Genomic DNA, 26230 nt, shown 5'->3' with positions numbered 1-26230 from the left:
TCGGGCGGATCAGCGGCCCGAGCAGGCGAAATAGACCGAGCTGAACACCGGCGGGCCGGCATCCTGCTTGGTCGTGTCGGCGGCGCGGATCGTCGAACGGTCCGTCGCGCTGGTTTCGCCTGCGATCAGGTTGAGGCAGGGCACGCCCGACGGCGACTTCACGATGCCGTTGACATAGCGCATGTCCGACCCGCCCCGCTGACGGATGGCGGCTGGGGCCGATGCCGTCTGGATGAAGGTGAAGTTCGCATAGGTGCTGTAGGTACGCGGCAGCAGGTCTTCGTTGTTGTTCGAATCGATCTCGGTCGAGAACGAGTCGCTGGTCGCGCCCGAAGCGCGCTGCACCGCGATCATGAACTGCATGAAACCGCGATACCCGTTGTCGATGTCGAAGCCGTCGTCGTCGGCACCGGTGATCGCGATATACTTTGCATTGGTGGTGCCGCCGAAGATCTCGACGCCGTCATCGGCCGAATTGTGGCTCTGGATATGGTCGAGCACGGTGCCCGAGCCGGTGCCGCCCAGCGTCAGGCCCTGCAATTCGTTGCCGTCGCTGATCGCGATGCCCGAATAGCGGATCTGGACGTAGGACATCTGGCCCGAACTGTCGGTCGCGGTCGGGCCGCCGTAGAAGCGGCCGGTCACGCCCTCGATCGCCTGCTGGCAGGTCGTCGACGACCCGTCGGCGTTGTTCGGACCGGTGCCGGCGGCGCAGACGCCGGTCGCGGCGCGGCCGAGCAGGATGATGCCGCCCCACAACCCTTGCGAGCCGTCACCGAAGTTGTTGTTGCCGCCGATGTTAAACTGGCCCGAAAAGATGATCGGCAGCGCGCGGGTACCGACCGCGTTCAGGCGCGAACCGCGGTTGACGAGCAGCAGGTCGTTGGTCGCCTCGCTCGCGTCGTTCAGCACGACGACACCCGGTTCGATCGTCAGCGTCGCGCCGGTGCCGCCGGTCGAGCCGAGATCGGTGCCGACTTCGGTCTGGCCGCGCAGGCGATAGAAGACGCCGGGGACGCGAGTCAGGGTCAGGTTGCTGGTGATGGTCTGCGGAATACGGCATGCCTTGCGCGCCTGCACCAGACCGTCGTCGATCGTGCCGGTCGGGCAGACTGCGGCCGATGCCTCGGCCGAAGTGCCGATGTAGTTGGCGAGCGCGGTCGTCGACGAGCACGACGTGGCGCTGCCGCCGAAGTCGATGCCCGGCGCGTTGCAGGTCCAGCCCTGGAAGGCGGTGTCCGACGGGCCGTTGAGCGCGCCGACATAGTTGGTGCTGGTGAAGAAGCTGTTGATCGTCGACGGGTCGGTCGCGGTCGTCGCCGAGGCATTGGCGACCGGATACAGGCCATTCAGCACCGAACCGATGCCGCTGACGTTGTTGTTGGTGCCGGCGTTGACGATGGCGAGCTGTTCGTCGGGGGTGATGCTGATGCCGTTGACGGTCGTCGACGTCGCGAACTGCGCGGCGGTGATCGCCGACGGCGTTGCGGCGGGGGTCGGCGTCGGCGTGGGGGCCGGTGCCGGAACGGTGATGTTCACGCTGCCGGCACCCGGCGAGGCAACGCCGTCGGCGCCGCTGCACCCTGCCAGCGCGGCGCTGGCCGTCGTCGCCAAAAGAATAAAGCCGAAGCGCTTGCTGTTGGCCATCACCGTGAACTCCCGAAACGTGGTTGATCGTTGCTGCGGGCTCTTTGACCCGGCGATCGTCCAAGGTTTCCCCCTTTGGCCGACCCACGACCCGCCCGTTAGGCGCGGCGCATGACTCTTGCGTGCTGTTTCGATGACGGTTCGACGTAGAAATGATGGCGTAATTATTACAACCACCCGTGTCCGACCGGAAAGCGCACCGGAATCAGAAACGGCCGCCCCGCCCGCCGCCTTCGCTGGAAGGTCGTGCGGGCCGGACGGCCGTTGATCTGGTGGGCGCGACAGGGATTGAACCTGTGACCCCACCCGTGTGAAGGGTGTGCTCTACCGCTGAGCTACGCGCCCGGAAACCCGGAGGACGGCCCTCTAGGCCGACTGATAACCGCTGTCCAGCGCTTAATTCACCGAATCCTTGAGACCCTTGCCGGCCTTGAACTTCGGCTGCGACGATGCCTTGATCGTCATCGGTTCGCCAGTGCGCGGGTTGCGACCGGTCGATGCCTTGCGCCGCGACACCGAAAAGGTGCCGAACCCGACGAGGCGGACTTCATCGCCCTTTTTGAGCGCGGCGGAGATGACGTCGAACACGGCTTCGACCGCCTTCATCGCGTCGCCACGGGTCAGTCCCGAATGGTCGGCGACCTGTCCGATCAGCTCCTGCTTGTTCATCCCGACGAAACCCCTTGATTTAAAAATACCGGTACACTCGAACGCGGCAATAAGGCCGCTTCACCGCCGGGTGTCAAAGCAAAATGGCGGGAGTTTCGCAACCACCGGGAATGCAACGCAGTCACGGGCTGCCGAATGCGACGAACGGTGGCGGGGGATGCCGTCCCCGCCACCATCCGGCCGGTCAATGCGGCCGCGATTCGCCGATGCCGGGCACCGGCTGCGGCGGTTGCGCGGCCAGATCGTCGGCTTCGCTCCAATCTATCGCGACCAGCGGTTCGGTGAGCGCCAGCCGCAACACCTCGTCGACATGCGCGACCGGCACGATCTCCAGCCCGCGCAGGACATTCGCCGGAATCTCGGCCAGATCCTTCTCGTTCTCGGCCGGGATCAACACCGTCTTGATCCCGCCGCGCAGCGCCGCAAGCAGCTTCTCCTTCAAGCCGCCGATCGGCAGCACCCGTCCGCGCAGCGTCACCTCCCCGGTCATCGCGACCTCGCGCCGCACCGGCACGCCGGTCAAGGTCGAGACGATCGACGTAACGAGGCCGATGCCCGCCGACGGACCATCCTTCGGCACCGCCCCTTCGGGCAGATGGATATGCACGTCCTTGCGGTGGAACAGGCTGGGCTTGATGCCATAGCCGGGCGAGCGCGCCTTGACGTAGCTCCACGCCGCCTCGACCGATTCCTTCATCACGTCGCCGAGCTTGCCGGTCGTCTTGACCCCGCCCTTGCCCGGCACGGTCACGCTCTCGATCGTCAGCAGCTCGCCGCCGACCTCGGTCCATGCCAGCCCGGTGACGCCGCCGATCTGATGCTCCTCCTCACCCACGCCGAAGCGATACTTCCGCACCCCGGCGAACTCGGCGAGGTTGTCGGGCGTCACGGTGACCGACGTCGCCTTGCCTTCGAGGATGCGCCGCAGCGCCTTGCGCGCCAGCTTGGCGATCTCGCGCTCCAGCGTGCGGACACCGGCTTCGCGCGTGTAATAGCGCAACAGGTCGCGCAACGCCCCCTCGGTCAGCTCGAACTCGCCGGGTTTCAGACCATGGGCATCGATCTGCTTGGCGACCAGATGGCGTTCGGCGATCTCGACCTTCTCGTCCTCGGTGTAACCTTCCAGCCGGATGATCTCCATCCGGTCGAGCAGCGGCTGTGGCAGGTTCAGCGTGTTCGCGGTGCACACGAACATCACGTCCGACAGATCGATGTCGATTTCCAGATAATGATCGTTGAACTTCGCATTCTGTTCGGGATCGAGCACCTCGAGCAGCGCCGATGCCGGATCGCCACGGAAATCCTGACCCAGCTTGTCGATCTCGTCGAGCAGGAACAGCGGGTTGGACGCGCCGGCCTTCTTCAGATTGGTGACGATCTTGCCCGGGAGCGAACCGATATAGGTCCGGCGATGGCCGCGAATCTCGGCTTCGTCGCGGACGCCGCCCAGCGACTGGCGGATGAACTCGCGGCCCGTGGCCTTGGCGATCGACTTGCCCAGACTGGTCTTGCCGACGCCGGGCGGGCCGACGAGGCACAGGATCGGTCCCTTCAACTTATTGGTGCGCGCCTGCACCGCCAGATATTCGACGATCCGGTCCTTGACCTTTTCCAGCGCATAATGGTCCTCGTCGAGCACGCTCTGCGCGACGGCGATGTCCTTCTTGAGCTTCGACTTCTTGCCCCACGGCAATCCGAGCAACACGTCGAGATAGTTGCGCACGACGGTCGCCTCGGCACTCATGGGTGCCATGGTCTTGAGCTTCTTCAGCTCGGAGGTCGCCTTGCTCCGGGCTTCCTTGCTGAGCTTCAGCGTTGCGATCTTCTGCGTCAGTTCGGCGATCTCGTCGCCGTCGCCATCCTCGCCCTCGTTGCCGAGTTCGCGCTGGATCGCCTTCAACTGCTCGTTCAGATAATATTCGCGCTGGGTCTTCTCCATCTGCCGCTTCACGCGGCTGCGGATCTTCTTCTCGACCTGGAGCACGCCCAGTTCGCCTTCCATGAAGGCGAACACCATCTCCAGCCGCTTGTGCGGATCGGCCTCGACCAGCAGCGCCTGCTTGTCCGCCACCTTGACCGCGATGTTGCCCGCGACCGCATCGGCCAGCCGCGACGGGTCCTCCAACTCGGCCAGTTGCGTGGCGGTTTCTGCCGGAAGCTTTTTGTTGAGCTTGGCGTAATTCTCGAACTGATCGACGACCGAGCGCATCAGTGCCTTCAGCTCGGCACTCGGATTGGCGACGGCCGCTTCGACACGCTCGTCCACACCCTCGGCCGCGTCCTCCAGCGTCGTGTCATCGTCCGCGGCCAGATCGATCGTCGCGACCAGATGATTGTCGACCGTCTCCAACGAGGTCAGCGTTGCGCGGCGCTTTCCCGACACCAGCACCCGGACGGTGCCGTCGGGCAGCTTAAGCATCTGCATGACCTCGGCCGACACGCCGACATCGTACAGGTCCTCGCGCGCCGGATCGTCCTCGCCCGGATCGAGCTGGGCGACGAGGAAAATCTCCTTCGATCCCGCCATCGCCGCTTCGAGCGCAGCGACCGACTTGTCGCGACCGACGAACAACGGCACGATCATGTGCGGAAAGACGACGATGTCGCGCAGCGGCAACACCGGCAGCGTCAGTGATGGGGCAGGAACAGGATCGATCTCGGACATGCAGACTCCACGACCCGGCCACCCTGCCGGATCCATGACACTATATGGTGGCTTGGGCGACGCCATCAATCACCGAGACGTATCATGACGCCATCGCTCGCCGCATTGCTGCTGGCGGCACAGGCGCCGGCGTCCCTCCCCGCCCCTGTTCCACCGATGACGGCGCGGTCGGGCGGGGCGATCGCTCCCGAACGCGCGGCGCTCCGGCTGGAACAGGCCGACATCGCGATCGAGGCGCTGCCGGCCAAGCGACGGCTGTCCGGGCGGGCGACGCTGACGATCGTCGCCACGGCGGCGGTGCCACGGATCACGCTCGATCTCGACGGGGTGCTGACCGTCTCCGATGTTGCGCTGGGCAGCGTCCCGCTCCCGCGCGAGGCATGGCGGCAAGTGGATGGGCAGATACGGATCGATCGTCCGATCGCCGCCGGCGGAACGGCGGTGGTGCGCGTGACCTATGCCGGGCCGCCGCGCGTCGCCCGGCGCGCGCCATGGGACGACGGCTTCGTCTGGGCCGAATCGAACGGCAAGCCATGGTTCGCCAGCACCGCGCAGGGCATGGGGTGCGACCTGTGGTGGCCCTGCCTCGACTTTCCGCAGGGCGAGCCGGGCGGGGTCACGCTGCACCTGACCGTTCCGGCGGGACTGTCCGCGCCGGCCAACGGCGTGTTGACCGGTATCGATCAGCTGCGCGACGGGCGATCGACCTGGCATTGGAAATCGGGGCCGGTGAACCCCTATGCGCTCGCCATCTCGGTCGGGCCGTATCGCGAACTGACCGGCCGGTATCGCAGCCGCTACGGCAACGTCATTCCGCTGTCCTTCTGGTATCTGGAGGGGAACGACGCCAAGGCCGCGCGGCTGTTCGCCGAGTTTCCGCCGATGCTCGACTTCCTCGAAACCGCGATCGGTCCCTACCCCTTCGGCGCGGAGAAGATGGGCGTGGTGGAGACGCCGTATCTCGGCATGGAGCATCAGACGATCAACGCCTATGGCAATGGCTACAAGCCCGCGCCCGAGGGGTTCGACTGGCTGCTCCAGCATGAATTCAGCCACGAATGGTTCGGCAACCAGATGACGGCGGCCGACTGGGACGACTTCTGGCTGCACGAAGCCTTCGCTCAATATATGCAACCGCTCTATGCCCGGTGGCGCGAAGGCGATGCCCGCTACATCTCGATGCTGCTCACGCAGCAGCAGCGGATCGTGGCCAGGGCACCGCTGATCGCCGGCAAGCCGCAGTCGACCAGCGAGACGGCGGCGGGTCCGGGGGCGGATGTGTATTTCAAGGGTGCGTGGATGCTCCACACCCTGCGCCACCTGATCGGCGACCGGGCGTTCCTCGCGGCGACCCGGCGGCTGGTCTATGGCCGCCCCGATCCCCGGCCCGGCAACTTCCGCCCCCGGTTCGGCACGACGCAGGACTTCATCGCCGCCGTCGCGCAGGAAAGCGGCCGCGATCTCGGATGGTTCTTCGACGTCTATCTGCGCGAGGCGGCGCTGCCCGATCTGGTCGAGCGGCACGGCGGCAACACGCTGACGCTCCGCTGGGCGGTGCCGGGCAACCGTCCTTTCCCGCTGCCGGTCGAGATTGCCGTCGATGGCGTGGTGCAGCAGGTGCCGATGACCGGAGGCGTGGCGGTCCTGCCGGTGCCGGCGGGGGCGCATGTCGTCCTCGACCCCATGGCGCGGGTGCTGCGCCGATCGGCGGCGCTCGAACGGATGCAGGCACCATCACCTGCCACCGCGCGTTGAGGACGGATGCGTGATCTGTCCAAACGCGCGGCCGAAATGGCCGCCACCTTCATGATCGGCGACGGTCTGCTGGGCCTGCTCCAGCCGGAGCGCCACGTCGACCTGTGGCGCAGCGACGCCGGCGGGGCCGAACTGCTCGTCCGCCCGTTCGTGAACCGGCCGGGGCGACGGCGGCTGTATGCGATGGTCCAGATCGCTGCCGGGCTGGCGTTGGCCGCCCGGCAGCGCCGATAGCCGATCAGGGGATGACGGTGGTGAAGAGATAGGCGGCAAAGATCGTCAGATGGACGATCCCCGCCAGCACCGTCGTCCGCCCATTGCCCAGCGTCAACGTCGACACCAGCATCGACAGCGCGAACAGCACCATCGACTTCGCGTCGATCCCCAGCGACAGCGGCCAGCCCATCACCAGCGAGACGACCGCGACGCTCGGGATCGTCAACCCGATCGTGGCCAGCGCCGACCCCATGGCAAGATTGAGGCTCGTCTGGAGCCGGTCCTTGCGCGCGGCCTTGACCGCGGCGAGGCTTTCGGGTGCCAGCACCAGCCCGGCGATCAGGATGCCGACCACCGTCAGCGGCAACCCGGCGCCCAGCACCGCCGCCTCGATCGTCGGCGACAGGTCCTTGGCGAGCAACACCACGCCAACCAGAGCGACCAGCAACACGCCGAACGCGATCCACGCCGTCTTCACGCTCGGCGGTTCGGCATGGGCATCCTTGGGCAGCGCGCCATCGGCCGCCGGCAGGAAATAATCGCGGTGCCGCACTGTCTGGACCATCACGAAGGTCGCATAGAGGATCAGAGATACGATCGCCACGAACGTAAGCTGCGACGACGAGAGTGTCGGTCCCGGCACGGTCGAGGTATAGTTCGGCAGCACCAGCGACAGGACCGCCATCGCCGCCAGCACCGACAGCGCGGCACTCACCCCCCGCAACACGAACCGTTGTTCGTGATGGCGGATGCCGCCGACCAGCAGACAGATGCCGACGATGAAGTTCAGGATAATCATGATCGCCGCGAACACCGTGTCGCGCGCCAGCGTGGCGACGTCGCCCGACCCGGAGAGCATCAGCGAGACGATCAGCGACACCTCGATCACCGTCACCGCGACCGCCAGCACCAGCGTGCCGAACGGCTCGCCGACCTTGTGCGCGACGACCTCGGCATGGTGGACGGCGGCGATCACGCAACCGAACATGATGATCGCCGCGACGAGCACACCGATCCCGCTGGTTTTCGCCACATTGAGCAGGATGACGACTGGCCCCAGCGCCGGAATAATCAGCGACCACAACGGCAACGCCGCACGGTCGCGCAGCGCCCGTTTGGTGGCGGGAGTCACCACCACTTCTTCCCGTTCCGCCGCCAACGCTGCTTCCGGATCGGTCGCCCCTGCCATCATGCCCCCTTTGAATCGTTACGGTAAAGCAATGCACAGCAGTGCGCGATGTATCCGTCCCCGCCGGATTTTATACGATCGCGTCGATCCAGTCGGGTAGTTCGGCCAGATCGGCGAGTCGTCGAAAACGGGGATGATCGTCCGGCGCCGCTGCCGTCTCATGGTCCCATGCCCGTGGTTGCGGCACGAATGCTGCCCATGCCCCCGCCGCGAGTGCCGGCAACACATCGGAGCGCATCGAATCACCGGCCATGACCGCGCGGTAGGGAGCGACGCCGTAGCGCGCGAACAACCGGGTGAACGTCGCCTCGGTCTTGTCGCTGACGATCTCGATCCCGGCGAACCGGTCGCCCAGTCCCGACGCTGCCAGTTTCGCTTCCTGATGGAGCAGATCGCCCTTCGTCACCAGCACCAGCCGGCCACGCTGTGCCAGCCGGTCGAGCGTCACCTCAATATCATGCAGCAGTTCGACCGGATGCGCGAGCAGGCGGCGGCCGGCGGCGAGCAGATCGGCGACGACCGATCCGGGTAAATCCGGCCCGCCCAGTTGAATTGCGGTTTCGATCATCGACAGGGTGAATCCCTTGGCACCATAGCCATAGAGTTTCAGGTTCCGCGCTTCGCAGGCATCCAGCGTTTCGCGCGCCACCTGCGCCGCCGCGAACGGTTCGAGCATCGCGGTAAAGGCATCATGCGCCTCCTCGAAATGCCGCATATTGTGCCACAGCGTGTCGTCGGCATCGAGGCAGATGAGATCGATCGGCATGGCCGGTGGAATAGCGCGAGGGCGTCGATCGGAAAAGCCGTCCGCTTACCCGGCCTTGCGACGGACGAGCTACTCACAACGGAAAACGGGTGCCGGTTGCCCGACACCCGCCATTCATCCGTCAAATGCCGTAGTTACGCCGCGTCGCCGGCCTTCTTCTTCTCGGCATAGACGCGGACCGGTTCCTTGCGGCCGTCGATCACGTCCTTGTCGACCACGACCTCGTCCACACCGTCCATCGACGGCAGGTCGAACATCGTATCGAGCAGGATGCCCTCGAGGATCGAGCGAAGCCCGCGCGCGCCGGTCTTGCGTTCGATCGCCTTCTTCGAGACGGCAACCAGCGCCTCTTCGTTGAAGCCGAGCTTCACGCCCTCCATGTCGAACAGCTTCTGATATTGTTTGACGAGCGCGTTCTTCGGCTCGGTCAGGATCTTGATGAGCGCGGTGACGTCGAGATCCTCGAGCGTCGCGATCACCGGCAGACGACCGACGAATTCGGGGATCAGGCCGAACTTGAGCAGATCTTCCGGCTCGGTCTGGCGCAACACTTCGCCGGTACGACGTTCTTCGGGCGCCGCGACATAGGCACCGAAGCCGATCGACTTGCCCTGCAACCGATCGGCGATGATCTTCTCGAGGCCCGAGAACGCACCGCCGCAGATGAACAGGATGTTGGTCGTGTCGACCTGCAGGAACTCCTGCTGCGGATGCTTGCGTCCGCCCTGCGGCGGCACCGACGCGGTGGTGCCCTCCATCAGCTTGAGCAGCGCCTGCTGCACGCCTTCACCCGACACGTCACGGGTGATCGACGGATTTTCGGCCTTGCGGCTGATCTTGTCGATCTCGTCGATATAGACGATCCCGCGCTGCGCCCGCTCGACGTTATAGTCCGATGCCTGAAGCAGCTTGAGGATGATGTTCTCGACATCCTCGCCGACATAGCCAGCCTCGGTCAGCGTCGTCGCATCGGCCATGGTGAACGGCACGTCGAGGATTCGCGCCAGCGTCTGCGCCAGCAGCGTCTTGCCGCAACCGGTCGGGCCGACCAGCAGGATGTTCGACTTCGCCAGTTCGACGTCGGCGCCCTTCTGGCCATGGTTCAACCGCTTGTAGTGGTTGTGGACCGCGACCGACAGCACGCGCTTCGCCTGCTTCTGCCCAATGACATAGTCGTCGAGCACGTTGCAGATTTCCTGCGGCGCCGGCACGCCGCCGTCCTTCTTGGCGACGAGTGCCGACTTCGTTTCCTCACGGATGATGTCGTTGCACAGTTCGACGCATTCGTCGCAGATGAACACGGTCGGTCCCGCGATCAGCTTGCGCACCTCGTGCTGCGACTTGCCGCAGAACGAGCAGTAGAGGGTGCTTTTGGAGTCGCCACCGCTCAGTTTCGTCATACCATATTCCCAGACGCCCCATGGGCTGAATCCCGTCCCGATCCGCATACACGCGATCGAGCCTTTGTACGCAATATGTCGACACCCCGCGCCCGAAACAAGTCGCCAACAGCGGAATGTGACGGCAACCCCACCCCGCTTGTCCCGCCATTCCCGGCCCGGTACGGATTTCGACGGCCCCGAAGTACGACAAGAGGAGCGTCCGTGATCGTTGCCTACCTGATTTTATGCCATGCCGATCCCGCGCAACTCGCCCGGCTGGTTGCGGCACTGCCGGCCACGTCGCCCGTGTTGACGCGCGGACGCCGAGGGCGACGTACGACGCAATGGTCGCGTCGATCGGAGAGCGGCCCCGGACCAGCTTCGTCCGCCGTCGGCGCTGCTTCTGGAGCGGAATCGGTATCGTCCGTGCGACGATGGAACTGATCTACGCGGCGGAAAGGTCGGACATTCGGTTCGATCGCGCGACACTGTTGTCGGGCGCCGACTATCCCATCAAATCCGCAGCGGAGATCGCCGCAATTCTCGATGCGAACCCGACGGCGGAGTTCATCGAGGCGTTTGCGATGAAAGCCCCCAACCGTTGGAGTGAGCAGGAAGGAGTCTACCGCGCGCCCGGTCGGGTGGAACGCTTCCATTTCCGGTTTCGCTCGCGTGCCATCGCGATACCCGGATGGCGTCGCAAGCTTCCCTACAACCATGTCGCCCATGGCGGCGGGCAATGGTGGACGCTGACGCATGCCGCGCTCCGGCATATCGCCGATACGGGACGCAGCAAACCATGGCTCCTCCGCTTCTATGCCAACACCATGTTGCCGGACGAGGGATTTATCCAGACCATCCTCGCCAACTCGCCCTTTGGGGCTGCGATCGCGAACGACGACCTGCGGCTGACGATCTGGAACCGTCCGGAGCCGCCGTATCCCGCGTTGCTCGGCCCGACAGATTTCGACGTCATCGCGAAGAGCCCGGCGCTGTTCGCGCGGAAGCTCAGCCTTGCGCGGTTCCCGGCGCTGTACGATCGTATCGATGCCGAGCTATTGCATTCCGATAGAATATCGCCGGAAACCCGCGTCTGAACGCTGTCGCGATGCCGCGAGGTCCTCGCCACCCGTCGCTTGACCGGCTTCCCGTTGCCGCGATAGGCAAATAGCCAAACCGGGGGGAAATATGCAGGACGCCACGCCGATCGCCTGGTGGCAGACGCAACGCGCGACGGTGTTGCTGGCGGTCGCAGCGGCGGTTCCGCTCTGCTGGACAACGATACCGTGGTTGACCGACGTCCCGGCGCATGTCGCCCGGTTTCACATCCAGCAGACGATCGGACAGTCGCCCGAACTGGCCGGGCATTTCGATTTCACGTGGCGACTCATTCCCAATCTGGGCGTGGACCTGCTCGTCGTTCCGCTTGGCAAGCTGTTCGGGTTGTTGCCGGCGGTGACGATCGTAACCGCGCTGATCCCGGCGCTTACCGTTCTCGGCATATTCGCGGTCGTACGCGCGGTTCATGGCCGTATCACGACGATCAGCCTGTTCGCGCTGCCGCTTGCGCATTCCTATCCGTTCCAGTTCGGCTTTCTGAATTCTTGCCTGTCGGTGGCGCTGGCGTTGCTGGTATTCGCGCTGTGGCTACGGTCCGGCCAGGGGCGGCGCATAGCTGTTGCCGCCGTCGCCGCGCCGCTGCTCATCGTTACCCATGCGATCGGATGGGGCGTGCTCGGTGTGCTGATCGGTGGCGCGACGATCGCCACGCTATGGCAGGAACGCGCACGTCCTGCGGCATGGGTGAGGCAAGGCGGAGGCACCGTCCTGCCGCTGCTCTGGCCGCTGGCGATCCTGATCGCGTGGCGCGGCGACAGCCACAATGCCATCGGACTGTGGTTCGACTGGAGGAACGATCTGATCTGGCTGGCCGGTATGCTGCGGGACCGGTGGATCGCGCTGGACGTGACCGCGACCATCACGGTCCTTGCAGCCGCGACCCTGCCGGTCTGGCGATCGCGCCGCTTTGCCTATGTGCCGGTCATCGTCGTGCCGGCGGCAATATTGGCTATACTGTCGCTCGCGATGCCGAACGAACTGCTCGGGTCGATGTTCGCCGCGACCCGGCTGATCCCCGTCGCGGTCATGCTGGCGATCCTCGCCGTATGCGAAATGCGCCCGCTTCCCCGCTGGATCAGCTGGATCGCGCTGGCGCTGTTCGCCGCGCGGCTGATTTCCGTCACCACGTCGCAACTGGCGGCCGAACATACCGCGCAGACACAGATCGCCGCGCTCGATCGCCTGCCGCGCGGCGCCCGGGTCATGGCGCTCGTGCGCGAACATTGCGAGCAGCGTTGGCAGTTGCCACGGCTCTGGCATCTGCCGAGCGTCGCCACGATCCGCCGGGACGCGCTGGTGAACGATCTGTTCGCGGCTCCGGGCCAGTTGCTCTCGGTTCGCGACCGGACCGGGTCGAACTGGTGGACCCTGCAAGGGCAGGCCGTGCCGCGCCAGGGGTGCCGGCGCGGACAATGGCCGGTGTTCGACGATTTGCTGACGCGGGTGCCGTGGCGCGACATCGACTATCTCTGGATCCTGAACAGCGACCGCGACCGGATACGGCGGGATCATCCGGTGACATTGGTCTGGAACAATGGCCGCACCCAACTCTACCGGGTCGATCATCGCGGTGACGCATCCGTGGTTCGGCAGAGGTGATCCCGCCCCGCCCCCGCCATCAATATGCGGCATTGGACGCGCTCCGGGGTGTCGCTGCGTTCGCGGTCCTGCTCTACCATGCCCAGCCGTGGTTCGGGTCGGGATGGTGGTTCGCGCACGGCTATGTTGCCGTCGACTTCTTCTTCGTCCTGAGCGGGTTCGTGATCGCCCATGCCTATGGCGATCGACTGGTCGGGTCCGGCACGCTGCCGGCGTTCGTGCGGGATCGGGCGATCCGCCTGTACCCGATGATCGTCGCCGGTGCCGGCATCGGCATCGTCGCCTATGTCGTCCGTCTCAGGGCCAATGGCCTGCCGATCGGAACGGGCGAGGTTGCCGCCATGGCCGCCGCGATCGTGCCATGGCCCGCGACATGGGTGGCCGGAGACCCGTGGCCAGTCAATCCGCCGATCTGGTCGATCTTCTGGGAACTGGTGGTCAACCTGATCTTCGCACGGACGGTACGATGGTGGACGATACGGAACCTCATAATCTTCACCGGGGTAGCGTTCGCGGTGCTGGCGATCCTGGGTTGGCAGCTCGGCGGGTTCGGACCGATGGGGCCGGCCCGCGAAAGCTGGGCACTGGGCGGCTTGCGAACATCGGCAGTGTTTGCGGCCGGTGTCCTGTCGCTCCACGCGCATCGTGCCGGCTGGTTGACCCGTGGCGGCCGGCGACCGTGGATCATCGCAGCGCTGGCATTGTCGATCACGATCCTGCCGCAGCCTTGGCTCGATCCGCGCTGGTATGATTTCGTACTGACCGCTGGGGTCTTTCCGCTGCTGGTGCTGGCGGCGGCCGGGAGCAGGATGAACATGCCGAGGATGACGCGCTTCGGCGCGGAACTGTCCTATCCGCTTTATGCCATGCATGCGCCGCTGCTGTTGCTGTTCGGCGGCGCGTGGGCGCGGGTCGGCCTCAAAGGATCGGCGTGGACGCCGATTGGCGGGCTGTTCGTGGTAGGCGGCTGTATCGCCGCCGCCTGGGCAGTCTATCGCTGGTGGGACATTCCGGTCCGCGCCCGCCTGAAGGCACGCTACCGATAGCAGGGCCGGCACTATGCCGGCCCTGCTCGATCTTAGGCCGACGTCGCGTCTTCCGATACGCCCGGGCGCTTGTCGAACACCTGATCGACCAGCCCGAATACCTTTGCCTCATCGGCTTCGAGGAAGGTGTCGCGGTCCATCGCCCGTTCGATCTCCTCCAGCGGCTTGCCGGTGTACTTCGCGTAGAGGTCGTTCATCCGGCGACGGATGCGCAGGATTTCCTTCGCCTGGATCTCGATGTCCGATGCCATTCCCTGCGCGCCGCCCGACGGCTGGTGAACCATGATGCGCGCGTTGGTGAGCGCGACACGCATGCCCGGCTCGCCCGATGCCAGCAGGAAGCTGCCCATCGACGCGGCCTGGCCGATGCAGACGGTGCCGACGCGGGGACGGATGTACTGCATGGTATCGTGGATCGCCATGCCCGCCGTGACGACGCCGCCCGGCGAGTTGATGTACATCCAGATGTCCTTCTTCGGATTTTCCGATTCGAGGAACAGCAACTGCGCGGTGATGAGCGAGGCCATATGGTCCTCGACGCCGCCGGTGACGAAGATGATGCGCTCGCGCAGCAGGCGCGAATAAATGTCGAAGCTGCGCTCGCCACGGCTCGACTGTTCGATGACCATGGGGACGAGGCCGTCGTGAATATCCTGCATTGGGTTCCCGCTCAGTAGGTTTCGGTGCCCTACATCGGCGCTGCGCGAAGGCGGCGCAAGGGGCGAAGCGTGGCGTCCGCCGCCGTCGCATCGACTGGCCGCCCCATATGTTCGTCGAGCGCTGTTCCGCGATCGATTCCCGTAACAATCCGTCGAGCGCTGGATCGTCGCCCGTCCAGCCGACGATACGCTAACGCTATCTCGTCCAGACCGTCGCCGCCTCTCCGGCGGTCCCGCCCCTATACCCTGCCGGGCGCCGGATAGGCCAGATAGGCAAGGCGGCGTACCTCGCGGCGACCGCGCACCACCGTGTCGAGAATCAGCCCGCTGAACAGGCATAGCGAGGCGAGGATCACGAGCCCGGTCGCAAGGATCGCGGTCGGGAACCGCGGCACCAGCCCGGTGTTCGCATAGGTAATCACCAGCGGTATCGCGAGGATCAGCGCGGTCAGCGCCAGCACCAGCCCGATCGCACCGAAGAACCACAGCGGTCGCTCGATCCGGTACAGGGTCGCGATCGTTCGCGCGATACGGAAGCCATCCCCATAGGTCGACAGCTTCGACGCCGACCCTTCCGGCCGCGCGAAATAGCGCGTCGTGACTTCCGCGACCGGCATGCGCAGTTCAAGCGCGTGGACGCTGATCTCGGTTTCGATCTCGAACCCGGCGGACAGCGACGGAAAGCTCTTCACGAACCGGCGCGAAAAGACGCGGTAGCCCGACAGAATATCGGTAAAACTCCGCCCGAACAGCCGCGCCAGCATGCCCGTCAGCATCGCATTGCCGAACCGGTGCCCGCGCCGATAGGCGAGCACCGCCTCGCTCACCCGCTGTCCGACCACCATGTCGAGTTGCTCGTCGAACAATCGCGCGACCAGCGCGGGCGCGGCCTCGGCGTCATAGGTCGCATCGCCATCGGCCATGACATAGACGTCGGCATCGATGTCGGCGAACATCCGCCGCACCACCGCGCCCTTGCCCTGGATACGTTCGCTGCGGACCATCGCGCCGGCCGCCCGCGCGACCTCGATCGTGCGGTCGGTCGAGTTGTTGTCGTACACATAGACCGTCGCATCGGGCAACGCGGCACGAAACCCCGCCACCGTGGCGGCGATCGCCGCTTCCTCGTTGTAACAGGGCAGCAGGACGGCGATGCGGGAGGAATGCTCGGTCACGCGCATCCGCTATTCGGATTCGGCATGGCGGAAAAGCGGAAAGCGTTCCGCGCCGCCCCACAACGAAGGGGCGGCACCGACCGCAAGATCGATACCGCCCCTTCGTCGTCGCAACCGATCGAACGGATCAGCCCTCGGCAGTCTCGTCCGAAGCGGCCTCGACCTTCTTCTTGGCGCGCGGCTTCTTCGGCGCGGCCTCGGCAGCGTCCGCTACCTCGCCCTCTGCCGGCGCATCGCCTTCGGCGGCCTTCTTCGCCGGGGCCTTGCGCGTCGCGGCCTTCTTCTTGGGCGCTTCGGCCTCGGCCGGGGCGTCGGCAGCCGCCGGCTCCACGTCCTTGTCGCTCACCGGCGTCGCATGGTCCTGTGCGTGGTCGTGCCCATGGTCATGATCGTGGTTGCAGTCGGGGCCATGAACGTGCGGCACCGCACCTTCCTCGCTCTCGATCTCGGCTTCGAGTTCCTCACGCGTCACTTCGCGATCGGTGATCTCGGCTTTGCCGAACAGGAAGTCGACGACCTTGTCCTCGTACAGCGGTGCGCGAAGCTGCGCCGCCGCCATCGGCTCCTGCTGGACATACTGCATGAAGCGCTGGCGGTCTTCCGGGCCGTACTGCTGCGCGGCCTGCATGATGAGGCGCTGCATTTCCTGCTGCGTCACCTCGATGCCGTTGGCCTGGCCGATTTCCGACAGGAGCAGGCCGAGGCGGACGCGGCGGACCGCGATCTGGCGATAGTCGTCACGCTCGGCTTCCAGCTCGGCACGCGCCGCTTCGGGGTCCGATTCGTGGCCGGCTTCATGCTGGAGCTGCGCCCAGATCTGCTCAAATTCGGCTTCGACCATCGACGGCGGCACGTCGAAATCATGCCCGGCGGCGAGCTGATCGAGCAGCTTGCGCTTCATATGGGTGCGGGTCAGGCCGTTCAGTTCCTGCTCGACCTGCCCCTTGATGAGTCCACGAAGCTGCTCGAGGCTTTCGAGGCCCAGCGACTTGGCGAACTCGTCGTCCGGGCCGCCTTCGGCCGGGATTTTCACGGCGGTGATCTTCAGGTCGAAGGTCGCGGCCTTGCCCTTCAGATTCTCGGCCTGATAATCGTCGGGGAAGGTGACGTTGATCGTCTTCTCGTCGCCCTGCTTCACGCCGACCAACTGGTCCTCGAAACCGGGGATCAGGCGACCCGAACCGATCTCGACCGACATGCGCTCGCCGGTGCCGCCGTCGAATGCGACATCGTCGACCTTGCCGACGAAATCCATCACGACCAGATCGCCGGTCGCGGCTTCATGCCCCTCGGGCGCGTCGTCGTGACGCTTGTTGCTGGCGGCGAGCTGCTCCACCTGTGCGTCGACCACCGACTCGTCGGCGGGAACGGTGAGCCGTTCGAGCTTCAATCCGTCGATCGCCGGGGCCGGCACGTCGGGCAGCACTTCGAGCGACACCGTGACCGCTGCGTCCTGACCACGAGCATAGTCGCCTTCCAGCGACACCTGCGGCGCGGTCGCCGGACGCAGCTTCTGCTCGGCGAGCAGCGACTGGATGCCGTCCTGGATCGAGCTGTTCAGCGCGTCCTGCGACAGCGCGTCGCCGTGCATCTTGCGGATCAGGTTCGCGGGAACCTTGCCGGGGCGGAAACCGGGCATCTTCACCGTCGGCGCAACGCGCTTCACCTCGACATCGACCTTCGCGTCGATCTCGGCGGCGGTGATGGTCAGCGTGTAGGCGCGCTTGAGGCCCTCGTTCAACGTCTCGACAGTCTGCATTCTCGAAGCTTTCGTCAAAGGAATCGATTCGGGGCGGCTCCAGCCTCGACCGGGCGGCGGCGTCACTGGTGCGGGCGAAGGGAGTCGAACCCCCACATCTTTCGATACTGGAACCTAAATCCAGCGCGTCTACCAGTTCCGCCACGCCCGCCGAGCGGACGCCGCCGGCACGGGCGCGTCTATAGCAGCCATGCACGCCGGGGCAAGTCGCCACGCTTCGCAGATCGTAACGATAGCCGCAACCCTGCCCTCGCCGTCGCGTTGAGCCATGCGAAGGAGACTGATGCCATGCCCGTCGAGCCCCCGATCCCCGCCGAGACGCCCGCCCCCGATCCCGGCGTCGCGCCGATCACGCCGCCGCCCGAATATCCGGTGCCGCAGACCGAACCGGGCCAACCCGTCGCACCGCCGCCCGAGATCGACGTGCCCGGTCCCGATATTGACGTGCCAAGCCCGATGCCCGGTGGCGATCCCGGCGTAACGCCGGTACCCGGCCAACCCGTGATGGAGTATTGAGATGAGCGACCGCGACCGCAGCCCGCACCCAGACAGCGCGCCGCAGGACGACACCGACCGTCGCAGCGACATCGAAAAAGCGGTCGACACCGCCAATGGCGATGTCGAACGTGGCGACACCACGGTCGGCCAGACCTCGCCCACCGAACCCACCGTGTCACCCGACACCGCCGGCGGATCGGGCGGTGTTGTCCGCAATCAGGACGCCGACGCGCAGTAAGCGTCAGCCAGTCGTGACCCGCCGTGCTGTCAGGACCTTGACCGGCGCGGCGGGCATTTCCCCCCTGAACGCGCCGCTGGTGGATTTGGCGGGATCGACCGGTGTGTCGAGAATCTTCAACAGCACATCACGCCCGCCGACGATCCTTGCGAACGCGGCATAGCCCTGCCCGTCCGCCGGGACGCCCGGCGCGGCATCCAGCGCGCGACGCTGATCGCCGACCGAGATGGTGAACTCGCCACGCGCCGTCCCAAGGCCCAGTCGCGCGATCGAGAGCGTGCCGTCGGTGTGCGACAGGCCCGTCTGACTGGTCGATTCGTGCTTGATCGGCGGCAAATATTTCTTCGCATCGGTATGCGGGCCGAACTGGACGAAACCAAATTCCGGCCCGACCTTGACGATCCGGTAGAAGCTGACGCCGTCCAGTCGCTTCTGGTCGACGTAACGCAGGAAATTCGCCGCGCTGATTGGCGCGCGTTTCGTCTCCACCTCGACGGTCAGCGTGCCTGCCGTCGTGACGATCGCGACATGAGGCAGCGGCGGCTCCGGCGTCTGCGAGAAACCCGGCACGCTCGCCACGGCGACCAGCGCCGCCAGCACCATCCGCCGCGTGAGACGCATCAGCCGAGCGCTTTTTTCAGCAGGTCGTTGACGACGCCGGGGTTGGCCTTGCCGCCCATCGCCTTCATCGTCTGTCCGACGAAGAAGCCGAACAGCTTGTCCTTGCCGCCGCGATAATCGGCGACCTTGTCCGCGTTCTTCGCCATGACGTCGGCGATCACCGCCTCGATCGCGCCGGTGTCGCTGGTCTGCTTGAGCCCGCGCTCCTCGACAATGGCGTTCGCCCCCTGGCCGGTTTCGAGCATGATCTCGAACACCTGCTTGGACAGCGTGCCCGACAGCGTGCCATCGGCGACGAGCCGCAGCAATTCGGCCCCCTGCGCGGGCGACACCGGGCTGTCGGTAACGCTTTTGCCAAGGCGGTTGAGCGCACCGAACAGGTCGGAAATCAACCAGTTGGCGGCCGACTTTGCCGACACGTCTGAACCACCTTCACCCAGCAGCGCCTCGAACCAGCGAGCCGTTTCCACCTCGGCGGTGAGCACCGCCGCATTGTAGCGCGACAGCCCGAGCTCATTCTCGTACCGCGCCCGCTTGGCATCGGGCAGTTCGGGCAGCGACGCGCGACATTCGTCCAGAAACGCATCGTCAAGTTCGAGCGGAAGCAGATCGGGATCAGGGAAATAGCGATAGTCGTGCGCGTCTTCCTTCGATCGCATCGACCGGGTCACGCCCTTGTCGGGATCGAACAGCCGCGTTTCCTGAACGATGCGGCCGCCATCCTCCAGCACCGCGACCTGCCGGTTCGCTTCATGTTCGATCGCCGCCATCACGAAGCGGACCGAATTGACGTTCTTCGTCTCGGTCCGCGTCCCCAGTTCCTCGCCCGGCCGCCGGACCGAGACGTTGACGTCGGCGCGCATCGACCCCTGGTCCATATTGCCGTCGCACGACCCGACATAGCGCAGGACCGACCGCAGCTTCGACAGATAGGCTCCGGCCTCGGCGGGCGAGCGCATGTCGGGGCGGCTGACGATCTCCATCAACGCCACGCCCGACCGGTTGAGATCGACATAGGACCGCGTCGGGTGCTGATCGTGCATCAGCTTGCCGGCGTCCTGCTCGACGTGAATACGCTCGACGCCGATCGTCTTGACCGGGCTGTTCGGGTCCTTCTCGTCAAGGACGATCGTGACCGAGCCTTCCCCCACCAGCGGATGATAGAGCTGGCTGATCTGATAGCCCTGCGGCAGGTCGGCGTAGAAATAATTCTTGCGGTCGAACCGCGACCATTTGTTGATGACCGCGTCGATCGCCATGCCGGTGCGGACCGCCTGACGGATGCACTCGCGGTTCGGCGTCGGCAGCATGCCCGGCATCGCCGCATCGACCAGACTGACCTGCGTGTTCGGCTCGGCGCCGAACGCGGTCGCCGCGCCGGAGAACAGCTTGGCGTTCGACGTGATCTGGGCATGGACCTCAAGGCCGATCACGACCTCCCAGTCGCCGGTCGCGCCACGGATGCGATAGGTGGATTCAGTCATTCTCGTTCAATCCGTGCTTCGGGCGACGTAGCAACGTGTGACGTACGTGCCGCTTCGTTTTTACCGACCCGGTCTTCTGGCCGATCCGACGACGCTTGGCAGGACGATCACCCTGCCGCTTGTTCGACCCGCCAAAATCAAACGGCAACAAGTCGCCGAGAAATTCCAGCAGGTCGAACAGGTCTACCACCACTTGTCCGCGCGCGCGACGAACCCGGCCCGCTGCTCGATCGCAAGACCTGCGTTCAGCACGCCCTGCTCATCGAGCGGCCTGCCGATGATCTGCAACCCCAGCGGCAACCCGTCCTTGTCGACGCCGCCCGGCACGCTCATCGCCGGCAGGCCCGCCAGCGACGACGGCACGGTGAACACGTCGTTGAGATACATCGCGATCGGATCGGCCGACTTCTCACCGAGCGCGAACGCCGCCGACGGTGCGGTCGGGGTCAGCAACACGTCGCAACTCTCCCACGCCTGCTCGAAATCGCATGCGATCAGCGTTCGTACCTTCTGCGCCTGGGTATAATAGGCGTCATAGAAGCCCGCCGACAGCACATAGGTGCCGATCAGGATGCGCCGCTTCACCTCGTCGCCGAACCCGGCGGCGCGCGTGGCCGCATACATGTCCTGCAGTCCCGCCCCGTCGGGCAGCACCCGCTGGCCATAGCGCACGCCGTCATAGCGCGCGAGGTTCGACGACGCTTCGGCGGGGGCGATGATATAATAGGCCGGCAGCGCATAACGGGTATGCGGCAGCGACACTTCGACGATCTCCGCCCCCGCATCGCGCAGCCAGTCGATCCCCTGCTGCCACAACGCCTCGATCTCCGCCGGCATACCATCGACGCGATACTCTCTCGGAATACCCACGCGCTTGCCGCGAAGATCGGCATTCAGGCCCGCTTCCCAAGCCGGAACCGGCAGGTCGAGCGAGGTCGCGTCCTTCGGGTCGAACCCGGCCATCGCCTCCAGCATGATCGCGCAATCGCGGGTATCGCGCGCCATCGGCCCCGCCTGATCGAGCGACGAGGCGAAGGCGACGACACCGTAGCGCGAGCAGCGGCCATAGGTCGGCTTGATCCCGGTGATGCCGGTGAACGCCGCCGGCTGACGGATCGACCCCCCGGTGTCGGTCCCGGTCGCCGCCGGGCACAGCCGCGCCGCGATCGCCGACGACGATCCGCCCGACGATCCGCCCGGGGCCATCGGCGCGGTATCGCCCGGCCGCCGCCACGGCGAGACGACGTTGCCGAACGCACTGGTTTCGTTCGACGATCCCATCGCGAACTGGTCGAGGTTCAGCTTGCCGAGCATCCCCGCGCCCGCCGCCCACAGCTTGCCCGAGACGGTCGATTCATACTGCGGCACGAAGCCCTTCAGGATACCGCTCGCCGCGGTCGTCTCGACGCCCTTCGTGCAAAACAGGTCCTTCATGCCGATCGGCACGCCGGCCAGCGGCTTCGGCGTCTCGCCCGCCGCGCGCGCGGCATCGGCGGCATCGGCGGCGGCGCGCGCATGGTCGGGCGTTTCGACGAGAAAGGCGTTGAGCGGCTTGGCGGCGGCTACGGCACCTACGAACGCATCGGCGACGTCGCGCGCGGAAAAGCTGCCGTCGCGCACGCCGTCACGGATCGCGGCGACGCCAAGGTCGGTAAGGTCGGTCATTCGGCAATCCTTGCGCGGCAGGTCGGGTCGGTCGGGATACGGCGACGGATCATTCGATGACCTTGGGCACGGTGAAGAAGCCATGTTCGGCCTGCGGCGCATTCGCCAGCACCCGGTCGCGCACGTCGCCGTCGGTGACGGCATCGGCACGCAGGCGCAGATGGTTGGGAATCACCGCCGTCATCGGCGCGACGCCGCTGGTATCGACTTCGCCCAGTTGCTCGATCCAGCCAAGGATATTGCCCAGTTCGGGGGCGAGCCGATCGGCTTCGGCGTCGGTGATCGCGATCCGGGCAAGGCCGGCCACGCGCTTTACGGTGTGAGGTTCGACGGACATGAACGATCGGCTAGCATCCCGCCTGCCCCTCGACAAGCGTCCCGGTTCAGGCGTCGACATCCCCGGCATGGATCGTGCGGACCGCGCCGCCGCCCTGCGCCAGCAGCAGCGCCCCGGCCGGGTCCAGACCGGCAAACGTCCCTTCGGTCCGGGTCCCGTCGGGCAACGATACCCGAAGTGACGCCCCGACCGGATGCGCTGCCCGCATCCACGCATCGCCAATGCCGCCAACTCCGGCACGACGCCATTCGGCCAGCCAATGGGCGAACGATGCACGCAACCGGTCGAGCATGTCGTCCGGGGCCATCCGCACCCCCTGATCGGCAAGGCAGATCGTCCGTCGACCGGGTAGGACCGGTGCCATGGCAAGGTTCACCCCGAAGCCGACCACGACCGCCTCGCCACTACGTTCGAGCAGGATGCCGGACAGTTTCGCTCCGTCGATCATCAGGTCGTTCGGCCATTTGATCGCGGCGCGCCCCGGCAGGACGCTATCGATCGCGGCGTGCAGCGCAACCGCTGCGACCAGCGCCAGCGACGGTGCGACCGGATCGTCCGGCCGCAGGCGAACGATGGTACTGGCGAACAGATTGCCGGTCGCGTCGGCCCAGGTGCGGCCCATGCGACCACGTCCGGCAGTCTGCCGCTCCGCCCTGAGCCATGCGCCCTCGAGTGCGCCCTCGGTCGCCGCCGCCAGCAGGTCGGCGTTGGTCGACCCGGTTTCGGCGACGGTGCGGACGCTCAGAACAGCGCTCGCGCCGCCGTCATCGTCCACCCGGTCAGCGCCGGGATCAGGAACATGCCAACCGGCGAGATCACGACCGCCGCCGCCGCGATCAGACCACCTTCGATGAGGGCCGGTTCCCGCGAGAACGCCGGGGCCGGATCGTCGAAGTACATCGTCTTGACGACGCGCAGGTAATAATAGGCACCGATGACCGATGCGGCGATACCGATCACCGCCAGCGGGAACAGCCCGGCCTGCACCGCGGCATCAAACACCGCGTACTTGGCCCAGAAGCCGAACAGCGGCGGGATACCGGCCAGCGCGAACATGAAGATCGCCAGCGCCAGCGCCAGTGCCGGCCGCGTGCGCGACAGACCGGCAAGGCTCGCGACGCTCTCGACCGGCTGCCCGTCTTCGCCACGCATCTGGAGCACGATCAGGAACGAACCGAGCGTCATGACGATGTAGATGGCGAGATAGAACAGCACGCCCGCGACACCCGCCTGCGTGCCCGCCGCCAGACCGATCAGCGCGAAGCCGACGTTGTTGATCGACGAATAGGCGAGCAGCCGCTTGATATTACCCTGCCCGATCGCGCCGACCGCGCCGAGCACGATCGAGGCGAGCGCGGCGAATACCACGATCTGCCGCCACTGGTCGACCGCCGGCCCCATCGCCTCGATCGCCACGCGCAATGCCATCGCCATCGCCGCAACCTTGGGTGCCGATGCGAAGAACGCGGTCACCGGGGTCGGCGCGCCTTCGTACACGTCGGGCGTCCACATATGGAACGGCACCGCCGCCAGCTTGAACGCGATCCCCGCGAACACGAACACCAGCCCGAACAGCAGCCCGGTGTTGGTCCCGGCGGCATAGGCGACGGCAATATCGTCGAACAGCGTCGTGCCGGAGAAGCCATAGACCAGGCTGATACCATAGAGCAGAATGCCCGAGGCCAGCGCGCCCAGCACGAAATATTTGAGGCCCGCTTCGGCCGAGCGCGTATCGCGCCGCATGAAGCTGGCGAGGACATAGGCCGCAAGGCTCTGCAATTCGAGCCCGACGTAGAGCAGCAGCAGGTCCGACGCCGACACCATCATGCCCATGCCGCACGCCGACAACAGGATAAGAATCGGATATTCGGGCTTGAGGTCGTCACCCGTGGTCCGCGCGAAGAAGCGCGGCGCGACGATGATCGCGACCGCCGAGGCGAGGAAGATCAGTATCTTGGCGAAACCGGCGAAGGCATCGGCGCGGTACATGCCGCCGAACGCGGTGCCGCCCGACGATCCGTTGCCGACGAGCGCGACCGACGCACCGGCGAGGATCACCACCGCCGCGATGCTGACGCCGCGCGTCGCCGCCTGCTTGCCCCATGCCGCGACCAGCATGAGCACGATCGCCCCCACCGCGAGCACCAGCTCGGGCAGCGTCATCGTCAATTGTTGGGCGTAGCTCATCAGTGCGATTCCCCGTGCGCCGCTTCGCCGCCGCTCGTGTGATGTTGCGCGGCCGCAGCCGCCGGATTGCCGGCCGTCGGACGCGAATCCGACCCCGGGTTCGCCCGCTCGATCCGTTCGATCAGCAGCGCGACGTCGCCGCGCATGGGTTTCAGGAAGCTTTCGGGATACACGCCCATCCACAGCACCACCGCCGCGATCGGCGCCAGCAGGAGCAGTTCGCGCGGATTGACGTCCTGCATCGCCTTCACATCGTCATGCACCAGATCGCCGAGCGCGATGCGACGATAGAGATAGAGCGAATACGCCGCGCCGAGGATGATGCCGGTGGTGCAGATCAGCGCCGCCCACGTCGACACCTGATAGGTGCCGGCAAGGCTCAGGAACTCGCCGACGAACCCCGACGTACCTGGCAGGCCGATCGACGCCATGGTGAACAGCAGGAAGAACACCGCATAGCGCGGCATGTTGATCGCCAGACCGCCGTAGCGCGAGATTTCGCGGGTGTGCAGCCGGTCGTAGATGATGCCGACGCACAGGAACAGCGCACCTGATACCAGCCCGTGGCTGAGCATCACGATCATCGCGCCTTCGATACCCTGCTGGTTGAAGGCGAACAGGCCGATCGTCACGATGGCCATATGCGCGACCGACGAATAGGCGATCAGCTTCTTCATGTCGCTCTGCACCAGCGCGACGAGCGAGGTATAGACCACCGCGACCGCCGACAGCGCGAAGATCAGCCAGGTGAACTCGCCGGTCGCTTCGGGGAACATCGGGATCGAGAAGCGCAGGAAGCCGTAGCCGCCGAGCTTCAGCAACACGCCGGCAAGGATGACCGACCCTGCGGTTGGTGCCTGGACGTGCGCGTCGGGCAACCAGGTGTGGACCGGCCACATCGGCATCTTGACCGCGAACGACGCGAAGAACGCGAGCCACAGCCATGTCTGGACATGCGCCGGGAAATCATACGCCATCAGCGTCGGAATGTCCGACGTGCCCGCGACATTGACCATGTAGATCATCGCGATCAGCATCAGCACCGAGCCGAGCAGCGTGTACAGGAAGAACTTGTACGAAGCGTAGATGCGGTTCGCCCCGCCCCAGATGCCGATGATGAGGTACATCGGAATCAGGCCGCCTTCGAAGAAGACATAGAACAGCAGCAGGTCCTGCGCCGAGAAGGTGCCGATCATCAGCACTTCGACGCCGAGGAACAGCGCCATATATTCGGGCACGCGGGTTGTCACCGAACTCCACGACGCGCCGATGCAGATCGGCATCAGGAACACGCTGAGCATGATGAGCATCAGCGCGAACCCGTCGATGCCGAGCGCCCATGCGAAGCGGCCGAACACATCGGCATGTTCGACGAACTGCCACTGCGCGCCGCCCACGTCGAAACTGGTCCACAGCACGATGCCGAGCGCGAAGTCGATCAGCGTGGCGATCAGTGCGGTCCAGCGTGCGGCGTTGGCCGACACGAACAGGCACAATACCGCCGCGACCGCCGGTACGACCAGCATCGCCGACAGGATCGGGAAGCCGTTCACT

At 65.8% G+C, this 26230-nt stretch carries 24 protein-coding genes and 2 tRNA genes; 7 read left to right on the top strand and 19 right to left on the bottom strand.

Annotation, left to right across the window (positions count from 1 at the left end):
- Positions 1-9 precede the first annotated feature (9 nt).
- The 4 genes from LRA89_RS04560 to lon form a co-directional block, all read right to left on the bottom strand.
- A complete protein-coding gene (locus LRA89_RS04560) occupies positions 10-1647 on the bottom strand; it encodes a hypothetical protein (protein WP_230769174.1) in 1638 nt (545 codons plus the stop codon).
- Between the two features lie 270 nt (positions 1648-1917).
- Positions 1918-1992 (bottom strand) — tRNA-Val (locus LRA89_RS04555).
- Between the two features lie 51 nt (positions 1993-2043).
- The gene (locus tag LRA89_RS04550) at positions 2044-2316 is read right to left on the bottom strand and encodes an HU family DNA-binding protein (protein ID WP_055755983.1); all 273 of its coding nucleotides are present in this window, start codon (positions 2314-2316) and stop codon (positions 2044-2046) included.
- Between the two features lie 184 nt (positions 2317-2500).
- Positions 2501-4981: an endopeptidase La gene (gene lon, locus LRA89_RS04545; protein WP_230769173.1), complete on the bottom strand. Its 2481-nt coding sequence runs from the start codon at positions 4979-4981 to the stop codon at positions 2501-2503.
- 84 nt (positions 4982-5065) lie between these two features.
- On the opposite strand from lon, the gene LRA89_RS04540 reads away from it, so the two are divergent.
- Together LRA89_RS04540 and LRA89_RS04535 are read left to right on the top strand one after the other, a co-directional pair.
- Positions 5066-6736, top strand: coding sequence for a M1 family metallopeptidase (locus LRA89_RS04540; protein WP_230769172.1), 1671 nt, complete (start codon positions 5066-5068; stop codon positions 6734-6736).
- Between the two features lie 6 nt (positions 6737-6742).
- Complete coding sequence (locus LRA89_RS04535) at positions 6743-6970, top strand: hypothetical protein (RefSeq protein ID WP_056494461.1); 228 nt, start codon at positions 6743-6745, stop codon at positions 6968-6970.
- Positions 6971-6974: 4 nt separating this feature from the next.
- On the opposite strand, the gene LRA89_RS04530 is transcribed toward LRA89_RS04535, so the two are convergent.
- From LRA89_RS04530 to clpX, 3 genes are all read right to left on the bottom strand, one after another.
- Positions 6975-8141 carry a calcium:proton antiporter gene (locus LRA89_RS04530; RefSeq protein ID WP_230769171.1) on the bottom strand — a complete coding sequence of 389 codons (1167 nt, stop codon included), beginning with the start codon at positions 8139-8141 and terminating at the stop codon, positions 6975-6977.
- Between the two features lie 70 nt (positions 8142-8211).
- On the bottom strand, positions 8212-8907 hold the full coding sequence (locus LRA89_RS04525) for an HAD family hydrolase (RefSeq protein ID WP_230769170.1): 696 nt from the start codon (positions 8905-8907) through the stop codon (positions 8212-8214).
- A gap of 134 nt (positions 8908-9041) precedes the next feature.
- Positions 9042-10307 (bottom strand): ATP-dependent Clp protease ATP-binding subunit ClpX, encoded by a 1266-nt coding sequence (gene clpX / locus LRA89_RS04520; protein ID WP_055755972.1) that lies wholly within the window; start codon positions 10305-10307, stop codon positions 9042-9044.
- Positions 10308-10534: 227 nt separating this feature from the next.
- On the opposite strand from clpX, the gene LRA89_RS04515 reads away from it, so the two are divergent.
- The 3 genes from LRA89_RS04515 to LRA89_RS04505 all read left to right on the top strand — a co-directional run bounded on the left by LRA89_RS04515 (position 10535) and on the right by LRA89_RS04505 (position 14053).
- Positions 10535-11386 carry a beta-1,6-N-acetylglucosaminyltransferase gene (locus LRA89_RS04515; RefSeq protein ID WP_268934893.1) on the top strand — a complete coding sequence of 284 codons (852 nt, stop codon included), beginning with the start codon at positions 10535-10537 and terminating at the stop codon, positions 11384-11386.
- Positions 11387-11477: 91 nt separating this feature from the next.
- Positions 11478-13007 carry a hypothetical protein gene (locus tag LRA89_RS04510; protein WP_230769168.1) on the top strand — a complete coding sequence of 510 codons (1530 nt, stop codon included), beginning with the start codon at positions 11478-11480 and terminating at the stop codon, positions 13005-13007.
- Positions 13004-14053 carry an acyltransferase family protein gene (locus tag LRA89_RS04505; protein ID WP_230769167.1) on the top strand — a complete coding sequence of 350 codons (1050 nt, stop codon included), beginning with the start codon at positions 13004-13006 and terminating at the stop codon, positions 14051-14053. Before LRA89_RS04510 ends, LRA89_RS04505 begins: the two co-directional genes overlap by 4 nt.
- A gap of 32 nt (positions 14054-14085) precedes the next feature.
- Here LRA89_RS04505 and LRA89_RS04500 read toward each other — a convergent pair whose 3' ends face one another.
- The 4 genes from LRA89_RS04500 to LRA89_RS04485 form a co-directional block, all read right to left on the bottom strand.
- Complete coding sequence (locus tag LRA89_RS04500; RefSeq protein ID WP_055755965.1) at positions 14086-14712, bottom strand: ATP-dependent Clp protease proteolytic subunit; 627 nt, start codon at positions 14710-14712, stop codon at positions 14086-14088.
- A gap of 239 nt (positions 14713-14951) precedes the next feature.
- The gene (locus LRA89_RS04495; protein WP_230769166.1) at positions 14952-15887 is read right to left on the bottom strand and encodes a glycosyltransferase family 2 protein; all 936 of its coding nucleotides are present in this window, start codon (positions 15885-15887) and stop codon (positions 14952-14954) included.
- A gap of 127 nt (positions 15888-16014) precedes the next feature.
- The gene (tig, locus tag LRA89_RS04490; RefSeq protein ID WP_230769165.1) at positions 16015-17646 is read right to left on the bottom strand and encodes a trigger factor; all 1632 of its coding nucleotides are present in this window, start codon (positions 17644-17646) and stop codon (positions 16015-16017) included.
- A gap of 66 nt (positions 17647-17712) precedes the next feature.
- Positions 17713-17797: transfer RNA gene (locus LRA89_RS04485), tRNA-Leu, on the bottom strand.
- A gap of 137 nt (positions 17798-17934) precedes the next feature.
- Between LRA89_RS04485 and LRA89_RS04480 the strand changes: the two genes are divergently transcribed.
- Both LRA89_RS04480 and LRA89_RS04475 read left to right on the top strand, forming a co-directional pair.
- Positions 17935-18162 carry a hypothetical protein gene (locus tag LRA89_RS04480; protein ID WP_230769164.1) on the top strand — a complete coding sequence of 76 codons (228 nt, stop codon included), beginning with the start codon at positions 17935-17937 and terminating at the stop codon, positions 18160-18162.
- 1 nt (position 18163) lies between these two features.
- On the top strand, positions 18164-18382 hold the full coding sequence (locus tag LRA89_RS04475) for a hypothetical protein (protein WP_230769163.1): 219 nt from the start codon (positions 18164-18166) through the stop codon (positions 18380-18382).
- Positions 18383-18385: 3 nt separating this feature from the next.
- Here LRA89_RS04475 and LRA89_RS04470 read toward each other — a convergent pair whose 3' ends face one another.
- Genes LRA89_RS04470 through LRA89_RS04435 form a run of 8 tightly spaced genes read right to left on the bottom strand, consistent with a single transcriptional unit; the run spans position 18386 to position 26229 of the window.
- Positions 18386-19003 carry a peptidylprolyl isomerase gene (locus tag LRA89_RS04470; protein WP_230769162.1) on the bottom strand — a complete coding sequence of 206 codons (618 nt, stop codon included), beginning with the start codon at positions 19001-19003 and terminating at the stop codon, positions 18386-18388.
- A complete protein-coding gene (gene gatB, locus LRA89_RS04465; protein WP_230769161.1) occupies positions 19003-20487 on the bottom strand; it encodes an Asp-tRNA(Asn)/Glu-tRNA(Gln) amidotransferase subunit GatB in 1485 nt (494 codons plus the stop codon). The genes LRA89_RS04470 and gatB overlap by 1 nt, the downstream gene beginning before the upstream one ends.
- Positions 20480-20677: a hypothetical protein gene (locus LRA89_RS04460; RefSeq protein ID WP_230769160.1), complete on the bottom strand. Its 198-nt coding sequence runs from the start codon at positions 20675-20677 to the stop codon at positions 20480-20482. Before LRA89_RS04460 ends, gatB begins: the two co-directional genes overlap by 8 nt.
- The gene (gene gatA, locus LRA89_RS04455; RefSeq protein ID WP_230769159.1) at positions 20671-22152 is read right to left on the bottom strand and encodes an Asp-tRNA(Asn)/Glu-tRNA(Gln) amidotransferase subunit GatA; all 1482 of its coding nucleotides are present in this window, start codon (positions 22150-22152) and stop codon (positions 20671-20673) included. The genes LRA89_RS04460 and gatA overlap by 7 nt, the downstream gene beginning before the upstream one ends.
- Before the next feature lie 49 nt (positions 22153-22201).
- The gene (gene gatC, locus LRA89_RS04450) at positions 22202-22489 is read right to left on the bottom strand and encodes an Asp-tRNA(Asn)/Glu-tRNA(Gln) amidotransferase subunit GatC (protein ID WP_056494439.1); all 288 of its coding nucleotides are present in this window, start codon (positions 22487-22489) and stop codon (positions 22202-22204) included.
- A gap of 46 nt (positions 22490-22535) precedes the next feature.
- Positions 22536-23264 (bottom strand): biotin--[acetyl-CoA-carboxylase] ligase, encoded by a 729-nt coding sequence (locus LRA89_RS04445; RefSeq protein ID WP_230769158.1) that lies wholly within the window; start codon positions 23262-23264, stop codon positions 22536-22538.
- Entirely contained in the window at positions 23231-24676 is a 1446-nt protein-coding gene (nuoN, locus tag LRA89_RS04440) for an NADH-quinone oxidoreductase subunit NuoN (RefSeq protein WP_230769157.1), read from the bottom strand. The genes LRA89_RS04445 and nuoN overlap by 34 nt, the downstream gene beginning before the upstream one ends.
- Positions 24676-26229: an NADH-quinone oxidoreductase subunit M gene (locus LRA89_RS04435; RefSeq protein WP_230769156.1), complete on the bottom strand. Its 1554-nt coding sequence runs from the start codon at positions 26227-26229 to the stop codon at positions 24676-24678. Before LRA89_RS04435 ends, nuoN begins: the two co-directional genes overlap by 1 nt.
- Between the last annotated feature and the right edge of the window lies 1 nt (position 26230).

It is taken from the genome of Sphingomonas sp. Leaf4, from assembly GCF_920939515.1.
In the GTDB taxonomy this organism is placed as follows: domain Bacteria; phylum Pseudomonadota; class Alphaproteobacteria; order Sphingomonadales; family Sphingomonadaceae; genus Sphingomonas.
The sequence above is the reverse complement of the archived record's forward strand: the minus strand, read 5'-3'. Positions and strand labels throughout refer to the sequence as shown.

Excerpts from the sequence above, each read along its gene's own strand:
- gatC (WP_056494439.1), bottom strand. The coding sequence starts at position 22,489 with ATGTCCGTCGAACCTCACACCGTAAAGCGCGTGGCCGGCCTTGCCCGG.
- LRA89_RS04550 (WP_055755983.1), bottom strand. The coding sequence starts at position 2,316 with ATGAACAAGCAGGAGCTGATCGGACAGGTCGCCGACCATTCGGGACTG.
- LRA89_RS04515 (WP_268934893.1), top strand. The coding sequence starts at position 10,535 with ATGCCATGCCGATCCCGCGCAACTCGCCCGGCTGGTTGCGGCACTGCC.
- LRA89_RS04500 (WP_055755965.1), bottom strand. The coding sequence starts at position 14,712 with ATGCAGGATATTCACGACGGCCTCGTCCCCATGGTCATCGAACAGTCG.
- tig (WP_230769165.1), bottom strand. The coding sequence starts at position 17,646 with ATGCAGACTGTCGAGACGTTGAACGAGGGCCTCAAGCGCGCCTACACG.
- LRA89_RS04525 (WP_230769170.1), bottom strand. The coding sequence starts at position 8,907 with ATGCCGATCGATCTCATCTGCCTCGATGCCGACGACACGCTGTGGCAC.
- lon (WP_230769173.1), bottom strand. The coding sequence starts at position 4,981 with ATGTCCGAGATCGATCCTGTTCCTGCCCCATCACTGACGCTGCCGGTG.
- LRA89_RS04510 (WP_230769168.1), top strand. The coding sequence starts at position 11,478 with ATGCAGGACGCCACGCCGATCGCCTGGTGGCAGACGCAACGCGCGACG.
- clpX (WP_055755972.1), bottom strand. The coding sequence starts at position 10,307 with ATGACGAAACTGAGCGGTGGCGACTCCAAAAGCACCCTCTACTGCTCG.
- LRA89_RS04480 (WP_230769164.1), top strand. The coding sequence starts at position 17,935 with ATGCCCGTCGAGCCCCCGATCCCCGCCGAGACGCCCGCCCCCGATCCC.
- LRA89_RS04560 (WP_230769174.1), bottom strand. The coding sequence starts at position 1,647 with ATGGCCAACAGCAAGCGCTTCGGCTTTATTCTTTTGGCGACGACGGCC.
- LRA89_RS04475 (WP_230769163.1), top strand. The coding sequence starts at position 18,164 with ATGAGCGACCGCGACCGCAGCCCGCACCCAGACAGCGCGCCGCAGGAC.
- gatB (WP_230769161.1), bottom strand. The coding sequence starts at position 20,487 with ATGACTGAATCCACCTATCGCATCCGTGGCGCGACCGGCGACTGGGAG.
- LRA89_RS04540 (WP_230769172.1), top strand. The coding sequence starts at position 5,066 with ATGACGCCATCGCTCGCCGCATTGCTGCTGGCGGCACAGGCGCCGGCG.
- LRA89_RS04470 (WP_230769162.1), bottom strand. The coding sequence starts at position 19,003 with ATGCGTCTCACGCGGCGGATGGTGCTGGCGGCGCTGGTCGCCGTGGCG.
- LRA89_RS04535 (WP_056494461.1), top strand. The coding sequence starts at position 6,743 with ATGCGTGATCTGTCCAAACGCGCGGCCGAAATGGCCGCCACCTTCATG.
- nuoN (WP_230769157.1), bottom strand. The coding sequence starts at position 24,676 with ATGAGCTACGCCCAACAATTGACGATGACGCTGCCCGAGCTGGTGCTC.
- LRA89_RS04530 (WP_230769171.1), bottom strand. The coding sequence starts at position 8,141 with ATGGCAGGGGCGACCGATCCGGAAGCAGCGTTGGCGGCGGAACGGGAA.
- gatA (WP_230769159.1), bottom strand. The coding sequence starts at position 22,152 with ATGACCGACCTTACCGACCTTGGCGTCGCCGCGATCCGTGACGGCGTG.